Genomic DNA, 12,655 nt, shown 5'->3' with positions numbered 1-12,655 from the left:
TTGCTCCGAAACCGGAGCAGGACCTCTTTAGCGGTTTTTTTAACGTGGCCGCAATCCGGTCGGACAAATCACCACGGGGACCAGTGATAGTCCTCTGCCGCCCCGGCCGTCAAGCGCCTCTGCTGGCGGAGCGCGCGCGATCCTGTAGGATAGAGCCCGCTTGAACCGGGGTGACCCGCTCTGTCCCGGAACGACAAAATCGAGGAGACGTTCGATGGAACGACGGACTTTTCTGACCACTGCGACCTTGGGCGCGGCGGCCAGCGCTTTGGCCGCCCCGGCGCTGGCCCAGACCCAGCCCGAGATCAAATGGCGACTGGCATCAAGTTTTCCCAAAAGTCTGGAAACCCTGTTTGGCACCGGCGAATACATCACCCGACGGGTAGCCGAAGCCACCGATGGCAAATTCCAGATCCGCAGCTTTGCCGCGGGTGAACTGGTCCCCGGCCTCCAGGTTCTCGATACCGTCCAAGCCGGAACCGTCGAATGCGGCCACACCGTCAGCTATTACTATGTCGGCAAGGATCCGACCTTCGGCTTCGAATCGACGATGCCGTTCGGGACCAACACCCGTCAACAAAACGCCTGGCTGTATCAGGGCGGCGGGCTGGAATTGATGCGCGATTTCTTCCGCTCCTATAACGTCATCAACTTCCCTGCGGGCAATACCGGAACGCAGATGGGGGGCTGGTTCCGCAAGGAGATCAAGACTGTCGAGGATCTGAAGGGACTGAAATTCCGCATCGCCGGTTATGCCGGGCGGGTGCTGACCAAGCTGGGCGTCGTGCCCCAGCAATTGGCCGGAAGCGATGTCTATCCGGCCCTGGAAAAAGGCACCATCGATGGTGCCGAATGGGTCGGCCCAGCCGACGACGAAAAGCTCGGCTTCCACAAGGTCGCACCTTATTACTACTATCCCGGTTGGTGGGAAGGTGGCCCGACCGTGACGATGCTGGTTAACATCGCCGCGTGGGAAAAGCTGCCTAAAGCCTATCAGGCGATCTTTGAATCCGCCTGCGCCGATGCCAACCTGCATATGAGCGCGAAATACGACGTGCTTAATCCTCCCGCGCTGAAGCGATTGGTCGCCAACGGTGCCAAGCTGCGGCCATTCTCGAAGGAGATCATGCAGGCTTGTTACAAGGCGTCGCAGGAAACCTTCGCCGAAGACGCCGCTCACAATCCGGCCTTCAAGAAGGTGTTCGAGCATTGGAGCGCCTTCCTGGAGGAACAGCGTTCGTGGTTCCGCGTCGCCGAATTCGGCTTTGATAATTTCGTCCTGAACGGAATCCCAAAGAAGTAGCGACCGCGAAAAGAGATAAGGGAGCCAGCGAACATGATGGCTCCCTTATTCTTCGACCGACCTTACGGCGATTCGGCGGGACTGCCGCCGTAATCTTCCTGCTGCACCTCGATCTGTACCTTCGAAGCATCTATCGTGTGGGCCGTATCGATCGACCCCCGCACCAGATCGGGAAAGGTAATCACCAGAGCGACCATCACCAGCTGAATCAGCACGAACGGCACTGCGCCCCAATAAATCTGGCCAGTGGTCACCTTGGGGATCAGCCGCCCGGTGATGCGGTCGATCGTGTCACGGCGCGGCGCTACGCTGCGCAGGAAGAACAGGGCGAAACCAAACGGCGGATGCATGAACGAGGTTTGCATGTTGACCGCCAGCAACACCCCGAACCAGATCAGATCGATCCCCAGCTTATCGGCCACCGGGACCAACAACGGCACCAGGATGAAGGCCAGCTCGAAGAAATCGAGGAAGAATGCGAGGACAAAGATCAACAGATTGGTGACGACAAGGAAGCCGATGGCTCCACCCGGCAAGGCGGTCAGCAGGTGTTCGACCCACAAATCGCCGTTGACGGCCCGGAACACCAGACCGAACACTGTCGAACCGATCAGGATGAACAGCACGAAGGACGACAGCCGCGCCGTGCTCTCCATCGCCTGAGACAATTGCGCCCAACTTAGTTTCCGCCGGATCAAGGCCAGAACCAAGGCCCCGGCGGCTCCCATCGCGCCGCCCTCGGTGGGGGTGGCGATGCCCAGGAAGATCGTGCCCAGCACCAGAAAAATCAGCACCAACGGCGGCAACAGGGAGGTGACGACCCGCCCGACCAGCGCCAGACCATGAAGATTTCGGGCGGAAAGCGGCAAGGCCGGTACCGCCTTGGGGAACACCACGCTGACCAGCAGGATATACCCGGCATACAATCCGGTCAGAAGAAGACCGGGCACCAACGCGCCCTGATACATGTCGCCGACCGAGCGCCCCAACTGATCGGCCATGATGATCAGAACCAGCGAGGGCGGAATGATCTGGGCCAGCGTTCCCGAGGCGGCAATCACACCAGTCGCGACCCGCGCGTCATAGCCGTAACGCAGCATGATCGGCAGCGAAATCAGCCCCATCGAGATTACCGAGGCAGCCACCACCCCGGTGGTCGCCGCCAGCAGCGCACCCACCAGGATCACGGCATAGGCCAGTCCGCCACGAATCGGTCCGAACAACTGGCCGATCGTGTCGAGCAGATCCTCGGCCATCCCGCTGCGTTCCAGAATCAGCCCCATGAAGGTGAAGAACGGCACCGCCAGCAAGGTGTCGTTACGCATGATCCCGAATACCCGCTCGGGCAGCGCCTGGAACAGCGATGGCGTCAACAGATCGAGTTCGATTCCGATCAAGCCGAACAGAATACCATTGGCGGCAAGAGCGAAGGCGACCGGATAGCCGAACAGTAGGAACAGCACCAGGAACGCAAACATCAGCGGGGCGATATTGGCGATGATAAAGGCGGTCACAGCACGCCTCCCGCCTTGGGATCGAGACCGGGCGGAGCGGTCTCGGCCGGATCGGGAATCCGCCCGGTCAGAAACGCCGCCTTTTTGATCAGTTCCGACAGCCCTTGCAACAGCAGCAACCCGAAACCGACCGGGATCAGCAGCTTGACCGGCCAGCGCAGCAGCCCGCCAGCATCGCTCGACAATTCACCCTGCGCCAGCGACGCCATCACCATCGGCCAGGACAACACGATGATGATGACTGCCAGCGGTGCCAGAAACAGCACGGTCCCGACGATATCAATCCAGGCCTGGGTCCGTCGCGACAGACGTTGGGCAATGACATCGATACGGATATGCTCGTTGCGTCGCAATGTATCTCCCGCCCCCAGCAGGAAGACCGCCGCAAACAGATACCATTGTATTTCAAGCCAGGCATTCGAGCCGACACTGAACAAATAACGCATTATTGCGGTCGCGGTACAAATCACGACCATCGCTAGAATTAACCAGCGAACGCTGTTTCCTACCCGTGCATTGACACCATCGATCAATGCGCTGAATGACAAAAGCACTTTCAACGGATAAATCTCCCCGAGCGGCAACTAAAAGATACCGCGTGCCCAGTCGGGGCTTTATCCCCGGCGCGGCACAGGCTATCGTTTTTAGCCCCTGCTTGCGAGAGGCTGATGCCAGACTATAAGCAGAGCCACGTTACGGCTCAGGACCCTCCGCTTCCGTCCGTAGCCCCCTCCGACCCAAGCGGGTCGATCCGGGTTGTTACCATATACGGGGTCGCTGCCGCAGCTTGGTTCGGACTAACCGAGGGTGTGTTTGCAAACCTTACCGGCGGAATATCGGGGCTAACTAAAGGGCTGGCCTTTGTCGCTGTCTCCACCCTGATTCTGGCCGCGCTGCTTCGCCGCACCATGGCGACCGAAACACCCCGAGACCGGGCTTCAAGTATGGCGCGACTCGCCCGCCGCCTTCAGGCCATCTCGGAGCAAGCTTCGCAAGCGATTTACGTCAAGGATGAGTGCGGACGTTATCTTCTGTTCAACAGCGCCGCAGAGCGGATGCTGAACCGCACCGCCGACGATGTGATCGGGCGGGACGACCATGTGCTGTTCCCGGCGGACGAGGCGGCGGAATTGATGGAAATCGACCGCAAGATGATGGCGGAGCGGCGGATCGAAACCTACGACCGAACCCTGACCACCCGATTGGGAGTGCGCACGTTTTCGGTCACCAAGGCTCCCCTGCTCGACACATCGAACCGGGTGGTCGGCATAATCGGCGTTTCCCGCGACATCACAGAATTGTTGATGGCCAGCGAAGCCCTGCGGCGCAGCGAGGCGCGTTATCGCTCGATGTTCGAGAATATGCTGAGCGGCTTTGCGTCTTACGAAGTGATCCGCGAGAACGGCCGCCCGGTCGATTTCCGCTATCTGTTCACCAATCCCAGCTTTGAAGTACAGACCGGGCTTAAAAATGTAACCGGAAAGCTGGTATCCGAAATGTTTCCGACCATCAAGGAAACAGACGCAGAAATCTATGAGATGGGAGTTCGTGTCGCCGAAACCGGCCAGCCGGAAAAACACGAGGGCTATTTCAGCGCACTTAACATCTGGTTCGTCTCATCTTTTTTCATGACCGAGGACGGTTTACTGGCGATTATCTTCGAAAACATAACCGAACGAAAAACAGCTGAGCAGAAAATCGAGCATCTGGCCTATCACGATTCCCTGACCGGCCTGCCCAATCGCCTGTTGGCCCAAGACCGGATGACCCAGGCCGCCGCCCATGCCCAGCGCGACCGAACGATGGCGGCTTTGCTGTTCCTTGACCTCGACAGCTTCAAGGGCGTCAACGATTCGTTGGGCCATTCCTGCGGCGACGACCTGATCCGCGCGGTGGCCGAACGGTTGAGCAATTGCGTGCGCGATACCGACACTATATCTCGCCATGGCGGCGACGAGTTCCTGATCGTGCTGACCGGCCCGCGCACCAGCGATGCGATCAGCACCACCGCCGGCAAAATCCTGGCACAAATTGCCCAACCGTTCGATATCCAGAACCAGACTCTGCTGACCACCGCTTCGATCGGGATCGCGGTTTATCCTGGCGACGGAACCGATTTTGCCACCCTGCTGAAAAAAGCCGATACGGCGATGTATCACGCCAAGGAAGAAGGACGGAACACCTACCGCTTCTTCGATGAGCGGATGAATGTCGGGGTCGCGGAATTGTTGCGAATGCGCAACGGCCTCCGCAACGCCCTCGACCATGATGAATTCGAGCTGCATTTCCAGCCGCAAATCGATCTGGCCAGTGGTCGGGTGATCGGAGCTGAGGCGCTGATTCGCTGGAACCATCCCGAACTGGGCCGCGTCTCACCCGACCGCTTTATCCCGGTGGCCGAAGAATCCGGGCTGATCGTTCCCATCGGCGAATGGGTCCTGCGCGAAGCCTGTCGTCGCGCGGCGGCATGGCAGAAGGAGGGACTGGCCGGCGTGACGGTGGCGGTCAATCTGTCGGCGCTGCAATTCAAGCGCGGCAACCTGAAGCAAACCGTCACCGACGCCCTGGCCGAATTTGGCCTCGATCCAACCTGCCTGGAACTCGAACTGACGGAATCGATCCTGATCAAGGATGTCGAGGAGGTGCTGGCCACCGTGTTCCAGCTAAAGTCGCTGGGGCTGAAACTGGCAATCGACGATTTCGGCACCGGCTATTCCAGCCTCAGTTACCTGAAGCGATTTAAGGTCGATAAGCTGAAGATCGACAAATCCTTCGTCCGCGATCTGGCCAGCGATCCTGACGACGCCGCGATCATCCGCACCATCATCCAGATGGCGCACAGCCTGAACCTGCGCACGATCGCCGAGGGAGTCGAGGACCAGGAAATGCTCGACCGGCTGCGCCTCTTCCATTGCGACGAAATCCAGGGATATCTGATCGCCCGGCCGATGCCCATTGACGATTTCATCGCTTTCGTTCGCGCTCATTCCCCCTCGGCCTCCGATTCGGCTAGCGACCGGGGCACGGCGATTCCTATACTGGTCCGTTAATACCCTGACGAAATGTCACCGCCATGCCCCGTATCACCTCTCAGCGCGCTATCATCAACCGCCGCTCGGTCCTTGCCCGGCTTGGGGCGTTGGCTCTGGACGACCTGCCCCGCAATCGCCGCCGCAGCCGGGTTCTTGACCTGTTCAAGCAGGTCTTGGCCGAAGGACGGGCCGAGATTCGTCGCCGCTTTGACCAGAGCGGCGACGGCTCGCTGACAGTCCGCGAAAGCTGTTTTCTGATCGACCAGTTGGTGCGGCTGATCCACGACTTCGCCGCCGAGAACGAGTTTCCCCCCGGCGTCCGCACCCTGGGCGAAACGATGACCCTGGTGGCGGTGGGCGGCTATGGACGGGGTGAGCTGGCACCACATTCCGATGTCGATCTGCTGTTTTTGCTGCCCTACAAGCGAACGCCCTATCACGAGCAGATGGTCGAGTTCATCCTCTACATGCTGTGGGATCTGGGGCTGAAAGTTGGGCAATCGACCCGCTCGGCCGAGGAATGCATCCGCGGTGCCAAGGAAGATCTGACCGTTCGCACCGCGCTGTTGGAAATGCGCTGGCTGTGGGGCGACCAGGATCTATTCGCCGAGCTTCAGAACCGCTATCGCGCCGAAGTTATGTCCAATTCCGGCGTCGAGTTCATCGAATCCAAGCTGACCGAGCGCGATACCCGCCATGCTCAGATGGGCGATTCCCGCTATGTGCTTGAGCCAAACGTCAAAGAGGGCAAGGGCGGACTGCGCGATCTGCACACTCTGTTCTGGATCGCCCGCGACATGTACGGCGTGGCGGGAATCGACGAACTGGCCGAAGCCGGCATTATCAGCGCCCAGGCCGCCAGCCATTTCGCCAAGGATCAGGCGTTCCTGTGGACGGTGCGCTGCCACCTGCATTACCTGACCGATCGGCCCGAGGATCGGCTGACCTTCGACGTTCAGCCGGAGATCGCCCAGCGGATGCAATATGTCGATCGCGCCGGATCGCGCGGGGTCGAGCGGTTCATGAAGCACTATTTCCTGATCGCCAAGGATGTCGGCGACCTGACCCGGCTGGTCTGCGCGCTGGTCGAGGAGCGGCATCGGCGCAAGCCCCGGCGTCTGCCGTTCCGGCGACTATTCTCACGGCGGACAATGTTGGACGGCTTCGTTCAGGAAGGCGGACGGCTTGACGTCGCCGCTCCCGATCAGTTCGAAACCGATCCCGGCGCAATGATCCGGCTGTTCCATGCCGCGTTGGAAAACGATGTCGATATCCATCCTCGGGCGCTGGAACTGATCCACCGCAACCTGAAGCGGATCGGATCGACTCTACGCTTCGATCCCAACGCCAACCGGCTGTTCGTCGAGATGCTGACCTCGCGCAAGAACCCCGAAGTAGCGCTGCGCCACATGAACGAAGCCGGGGTTCTGGGCCGCTTCCTACCCGATTTCGGCCGGGTGGTGGCGCAGATGCAGTACGACATGTACCACGTCTTCACCGTCGATGAGCATACCCTCCAGGCGCTGGGCATCCTCCACTCGATCGAAAGCGGCGATCTGGCCGAGGAAGCCCCCGCCGCCTCGGAAGTGATCCACCAGATCAGTTCGCGCAAGGCGCTTTATGTCGCGACGTTCCTGCACGATATCGCCAAAGGACGCGGCGGCGACCACTCTCAGATCGGAGCCGACGTTGCGTTGAAGCTCGGCCCGCGCCTGGGTCTGACCGACGAGGAAACCGAAACCGTTTCGTGGCTGGTCCGCCACCATCTGGCCTTCACCCGCGTTGCTTTTAAGCGCGACATCGACGATTCCAAGACGATCCAGGATTTCGTCGCCCTGGTGCAATCGCCCGAACGTCTGCGGCTACTGCTGTGCCTGACCGTCGCCGATATTCGGGCGGTCGGTCCGACAGTGTGGAACGCCTGGAAAGCCGGGCTGCTGCGCGAGTTGTATCAGCGGACGCTGGAGGTGATGACGGGCGGACTGGCTGGGCTGGCCCACTCCACGCGAGTCAAGGCGGCCCAGGATGCATTGCGCGTCGAACTGCTGCGCCAGGGCTGGCCACTGACAGACATCGAGACTCATCTGGCCCGCGGTTATCCCGGCTATTGGACTGGTTGCGATACCGCCACCCAGTCCCGTCATGCCCATCTGGTGCGCGCGGCCGAGGATTCCGGCGCGCCACTGACGGTTGAGCCTCGGGTCGATGCCCAGCGCGCCGTCACCGAAATGGTGGTCTATACCGGCGACCATCCCGGCCTGTTCTCGCAAATCGCCGGAGCGATGGCGGTATCGGGAGCCAACATCGTCGATGCCAAGATCATCACCCTGACCAACGGAATGGCGCTCGACACCTTTTTCGTTCAGGATTCCGAGGGCGCACCGTTCGACAGCCCGGCCAAGTTGAACCGTCTGGCCAACACCATCGAACAGGTTTTGTCCGGTCGCCTGCGTCTGGCCCAGGAACTAGCTTCCCGCAAAGGCAACCTGCCCAGCCGCGCCCACGTCTTCAAGGTCCCGCCGCGCGTTCTGGTCGATAACAAGCCGTCTCGCTCGCACACCGTGATCGAGATCAACGGTCGTGATCGGCCGGGACTGCTGTACGACATCACCTCGGCGATGACCCAGTTGGGTCTGCAAATCTCATCCGCCCACATCTCGACCTATGGCGAGCGGGTCGTTGACGTTTTTTATGTCAAGGATGTGTTCGGCCATAAGGTCGAACACGAGCGCAAGCTGGAGCGAATCCGCGTCACCTTACTGGCAGCCTTGAAGGAACAGAACAGCACCGACCCGAAAACGCGAGCGGCAGAGTAGCGAAGGAAAAAGGGGGTACGTGGGCTCTGCCCTCACCCGCCAAGGGCATGGCCCTTGGAACCCGATCCCGTGAAGGCGGGTCAAAGGGCCGCAGGCTCCTTGCGGGGTTGGGGTGAGGCTCATGGAACAAAAAATTGTTCGAACCGCCTCATTCTCGATTGTAGGTTTCCCGAATAGTACTAACCAATGAGTTTCTTCTTGGAATTGTGCCGCGGCCATCAACAACGACTACATCCACGTCACCAATATGTTTTTTTACTCTATTCTCAATAAATTCTGCGATCGATGAGCTTTGGGCGACGGCACGAACCCTCTCATACTCACCAACTTCATCATTAGAATCTGCGCGCAAAATAATCCGGATGCCATCAAGCTCCCAAACTTTTTGCTCAAACTCAGAAACCTTCATCTGTTCCTCGCGCCACAACAACTATCCATTAAGAAACTGATGCTAGACGTTGACGTCTTTTAGATCAACTTTTTTGACATAAAATTATTAATTACATCAGGCGGGGAAATCGACCACCACCATCGTGCCGCCGCCCGACGCAGCGGAAAACTGGACCGAGCCGCCTAATTGCCGCGATAAAGCCCGGATCAATCCGAACCCGATGCCGCGCCCCGGCTCGGGGGCAATCCCAGAGCCATCGTCTCGCACCACCAGCCGCCAGCGCCCGTCCTCACAATGTAGCGACATGTAGACGTTGCCATGACGACCATCGGCAAAAGCATGCTTCAACGCATTCGATAACACTTCGTTGGCCAGCATCCCCAACGGCACTGCCCGTTCAAGCTCCAGGGTTCCGCTGGCATCGACCTGAACCGTAACCCCTCCCTTCCCCGAGCCGTAGCTGCTCGCCAATCCCTCCGCCAACCGCCCAAAATAAGCGCCAAGATCGACATTGGCAGCCAGATTGCGTTCGTACAGAGTTTGATGAACCAGCCCCATTGAGTGGATGCGGTCCAGCGCGTCCTTCAATGTGTTGCGGGCGACCTCATCGCGAACATGAAGAGACTGCATCGTCAACAAGCTAGAGATCACCTGAAGATTGTTTTTAACCCGGTGATGGACTTCCTGGAACAACACATCCTTGTCGGCCAGAGCAGCCGCCAAATTGTCTGCGTTTTCCTTATCCGAGCGCGATAGAAGGAATTCCTTGCGCATGCTTCTGTCCGCCAACGCCGTCAGCCCCAACATCAGCAGCAGAGCCAGCGACACCAAGAAGGTGGCGTGCTGGGTCCGCACCTCCCAGTCCTGGAACACGGTATCGGTCAACAGCCCGGCGGCCACCACCAGATCGAGATCGGGCAGAACGCGATAAGACAACAACCGATTGGAACCATCGACCACCGACACCGCCTGGTAGACCCCTTCCGAAGCCTCGGCGAATTTGGTGAAGGGATGGGCCGCAGAATCGAGGCGCGGCGAATTGGGTGGCATCGGATAGCGCGCGATCAGTAGTCCGTCGCGGCGCAGAACGGAAAAAATCGCCCCCGGCGGCGGGATGAGATCACGATAGAGATCGTTGAAATAGGAGATAGACACCAGAATCCGCGCTACTCCCAATACGGCCCCGGATGGAGCGGAAAAGGCGCGGGTCAGCACGATGGCATGCCCCCCCAACTGGGCTTCGGACGACAAGATACCGATTACCGTTCGCCCCGGCTGCGACAAAGCAGTACGAATGTCGGCCAACTCGGTTTCGGTCAGCGGCGCGGCATCGTCGGTCGAAAGGATAGTCTCGCCGCTAAGATTCTGTATCCGCACCGCGTCGATATAGGGCGCATCCTCGACCAGAGTCGCCAGCCAGGGCCGCACCCCGGCCCCGCCTGGACGATAGATATAATACTCGCCGATACGAGCGAGAACCTCCTGCCCGGCCTGATGCAGAGCGCGGACATGACTCTCAGCCAACCGAGACGATAGCCGGAGCCGGTCGCTGGATTCGGCCTCGGTGGCGTTGTGGTCAAGCCACGAAATGGCGACAAGCCCACCGACGCCACCCAACAAGGTAACGGCCGCAACGATGGCTAAGAGAAGCCGGGGGAGGGGAAGTCCGACCATTCCGTTAAAGTCTCTCCCACATTTGCGCCGGTCTAACGGATTCGGCGGCCTCCACCTGCCTGTCCTTCATCGAACAGGTCGGCAAGTTGCTTCATCATTGTTCCGCCCAACTCCTCGGCATCCATAATGGTGACGGCACGGCGGTAATAGCGGGTCACGTCGTGACCGATCCCGATGGCCGCCAACTCAACCGGGGAGCGGGTCTCAATCGTCGCGATCACCTCACGCAGATGCTTTTCCAGGATATTACCCGAATTGGCTGACAGAGTGGAATCATCGACCGGAGCACCATCCGAGATCACCATCAGGATACGGCGCAGTTCGGGACGACCAAGCAGACGCTCATGCGCCCACAGCAGTGCTTCGCCGTCGATATTCTCCTTCAAGATGCCTTCGCGCAGCATCAACCCCAGATTGCGCCGAACTCGACGCCAGGGCGCATCGGCTGCCTTGTAGACGATGTGACGCAGATCGTTGAGACGGCCAGGACTGACGGGCTTGCCCTCGGCCTGCCACGCCTCGCGCGCCTGCCCGCCCTTCCACGCCTTGGTGGTAAAGCCCAACACCTCGACCTTGACCCCGCACCGTTCCAGGGTACGGGCCAGAATATCGGCGCTCATCGCCGCGACAGTAATCGGCCGGCCCCGCATCGACCCGGAATTGTCGATCAACAGCGACACCACCGTATCGCGGAAATCGGTTTCCTTTTCGACCTTGAACGACAGCGAATGAGTCGGATTGGCAACGATCCGGGCCAACCGTCCAGTGTCGAGGATGCCTTCTTCCAGATCGAAGGCCCAGGACCGGGTTTGCTGCGCCATCAGCTTGCGTTGCAATCGGTTGGCCAGCTTGGACACCACCCCTTGCAGCCGGGATAGATGCTGATCGAGTTGGACGCGCAGCCGCCCCAACTCCTCGGCATCGCACAATTCCTCGGCACCAACCACCTGATCGAACCGAGTGGTATAGGGACGATAAGGCTTTTCCGCATTCGGCGCCGAGGGCTGATCGCGCCGTTCCCGCGATGGGCCGCCGGGATCGTCCATTCCGGCCCCGGTCAAGGTCAATTCATCGCCGGACTCGCCGCCATCGTCCTCGTCTGCCGCGCCTTCTGATCCTGGGGCCTCGGCGTCGGTCCCGTCGGAGGGTGCGTCACTTCCGTCCCCCTGATCGTCCGTTTCCAATCCGGGACCGGCTTCGGGACTGTCCGCCGCGCTTTCACTTTCGCCGCTTTCGCTGGAGTCGGATTCCAGATCGCCACCAACCTCTAATTCGCGCAGCAGGTCGAACAATCCGCGCGAAAAAGCGTCCTGATCACGCAGCAATCCGCTCAGGCGGTCGAGCGCCTTGCCAGCCTTGGCCTCGATTTCTGAGCGCCACAGATCGACCGCATGACGAGCCGATGCGGGCGGCACCTGACCGGAAAACCGCTCCCGCGCGATCAGAGCCAGCGCCTCGGACAGCGGAACCTGATCGCGGCGGGTGACCCGATCCAGCCCCTCGGCGAGAATGCGACTTTCCAGCAACTCGTTCAGGTTGGTGGCGACACCGGCCATCCGCCGCGTTCCCAGCGCCTCGACCCGAGCCTGCTCAACCGCCTCATAGACCTGACGGGCCTCGGGTTGGCGCGGCATCCGACGCAGGTGCAGCCCGTCATCGTGATAGCGCAGACGCAGCGCCACCATATCGGCGGTACCGCGCAGCCGGGCCAGATCGGCAGGCAAAACGGTGCGCGGCAGCGACGGCAACCGAACCTCGGCGCCGTGCACACTGCCCTGACCGACACCATAATCGACTTCGACGTCGATGCGGCCGGACACCGCCTTCAGTGTCGCGGCGGTGGTACGACGGACCAGATCGGCCGGGCTTTCGTTCGGCCCGGTGACGATCTTCGGACCTTCGGTGCGATGCGGGGGGACGGTCAT

At 60.2% G+C, this 12,655-nt stretch carries 8 protein-coding genes and 1 riboswitch; of the genes, 3 read left to right on the top strand and 5 right to left on the bottom strand.

Annotated features, from left to right (window positions below; genetic code table 11):
* Window positions 1-6 precede the first annotated feature (6 nt).
* Window positions 7-85: riboswitch (SAM riboswitch) on the bottom strand.
* 129 nt (window positions 86-214) lie between these two features.
* Window positions 215-1,303, top strand: a complete 1,089-nt coding sequence (locus PHAMO_RS10480; RefSeq protein ID WP_002729163.1) for a TRAP transporter substrate-binding protein — start codon at window positions 215-217, stop codon at window positions 1,301-1,303.
* Between the two features lie 62 nt (window positions 1,304-1,365).
* On the opposite strand, the gene PHAMO_RS10475 is transcribed toward PHAMO_RS10480, so the two are convergent.
* Both PHAMO_RS10475 and PHAMO_RS10470 read right to left on the bottom strand, forming a co-directional pair.
* Window positions 1,366-2,817 carry a TRAP transporter large permease gene (locus PHAMO_RS10475; RefSeq protein ID WP_002729162.1) on the bottom strand — a complete coding sequence of 484 codons (1,452 nt, stop codon included), beginning with the start codon at window positions 2,815-2,817 and terminating at the stop codon, window positions 1,366-1,368.
* A complete protein-coding gene (locus PHAMO_RS10470; RefSeq protein ID WP_328285750.1) occupies window positions 2,814-3,371 on the bottom strand; it encodes a TRAP transporter small permease subunit in 558 nt (185 codons plus the stop codon). The genes PHAMO_RS10475 and PHAMO_RS10470 overlap by 4 nt, the downstream gene beginning before the upstream one ends.
* 114 nt (window positions 3,372-3,485) lie before the next feature.
* Between PHAMO_RS10470 and PHAMO_RS10465 the strand changes: the two genes are divergently transcribed.
* Entirely contained in the window at window positions 3,486-5,867 is a 2,382-nt protein-coding gene (locus tag PHAMO_RS10465) for a putative bifunctional diguanylate cyclase/phosphodiesterase (RefSeq protein ID WP_002729158.1), read from the top strand.
* 23 nt (window positions 5,868-5,890) lie between these two features.
* The gene (locus tag PHAMO_RS10460) at window positions 5,891-8,665 is read left to right on the top strand and encodes a [protein-PII] uridylyltransferase (protein WP_002729156.1); all 2,775 of its coding nucleotides are present in this window, start codon (window positions 5,891-5,893) and stop codon (window positions 8,663-8,665) included.
* 148 nt (window positions 8,666-8,813) lie between these two features.
* On the opposite strand, the gene PHAMO_RS19435 is transcribed toward PHAMO_RS10460, so the two are convergent.
* The 3 genes from PHAMO_RS19435 to cobT all read right to left on the bottom strand — a co-directional run bounded on the left by PHAMO_RS19435 (window position 8,814) and on the right by cobT (window position 12,655).
* Complete coding sequence (locus tag PHAMO_RS19435; protein ID WP_155801702.1) at window positions 8,814-9,074, bottom strand: hypothetical protein; 261 nt, start codon at window positions 9,072-9,074, stop codon at window positions 8,814-8,816.
* Between the two features lie 96 nt (window positions 9,075-9,170).
* On the bottom strand, window positions 9,171-10,730 hold the full coding sequence (locus PHAMO_RS18505) for a sensor histidine kinase (protein ID WP_002729152.1): 1,560 nt from the start codon (window positions 10,728-10,730) through the stop codon (window positions 9,171-9,173).
* Between the two features lie 32 nt (window positions 10,731-10,762).
* The gene (cobT, locus tag PHAMO_RS10445; RefSeq protein ID WP_002729150.1) at window positions 10,763-12,655 is read right to left on the bottom strand and encodes a cobaltochelatase subunit CobT; all 1,893 of its coding nucleotides are present in this window, start codon (window positions 12,653-12,655) and stop codon (window positions 10,763-10,765) included.

Origin of the sequence: Magnetospirillum molischianum DSM 120 (assembly GCF_000294655.1) — a bacterium.
GTDB classification, from domain to species: Bacteria; Pseudomonadota; Alphaproteobacteria; order Rhodospirillales; family Magnetospirillaceae; genus Phaeospirillum; species Phaeospirillum molischianum.
This window is presented reverse-complemented; position numbering and strand designations above follow the sequence as displayed.

Excerpts from the sequence above, each read along its gene's own strand:
- PHAMO_RS10460 (WP_002729156.1), top strand. The coding sequence starts at position 5,891 with ATGCCCCGTATCACCTCTCAGCGCGCTATCATCAACCGCCGCTCGGTC.
- PHAMO_RS10465 (WP_002729158.1), top strand. The coding sequence starts at position 3,486 with ATGCCAGACTATAAGCAGAGCCACGTTACGGCTCAGGACCCTCCGCTT.
- PHAMO_RS10480 (WP_002729163.1), top strand. The coding sequence starts at position 215 with ATGGAACGACGGACTTTTCTGACCACTGCGACCTTGGGCGCGGCGGCC.
- PHAMO_RS19435 (WP_155801702.1), bottom strand. The coding sequence starts at position 9,074 with ATGAAGGTTTCTGAGTTTGAGCAAAAAGTTTGGGAGCTTGATGGCATC.
- PHAMO_RS18505 (WP_002729152.1), bottom strand. The coding sequence starts at position 10,730 with ATGGTCGGACTTCCCCTCCCCCGGCTTCTCTTAGCCATCGTTGCGGCC.
- cobT (WP_002729150.1), bottom strand. The coding sequence starts at position 12,655 with ATGACCGTCCCCCCGCATCGCACCGAAGGTCCGAAGATCGTCACCGGG.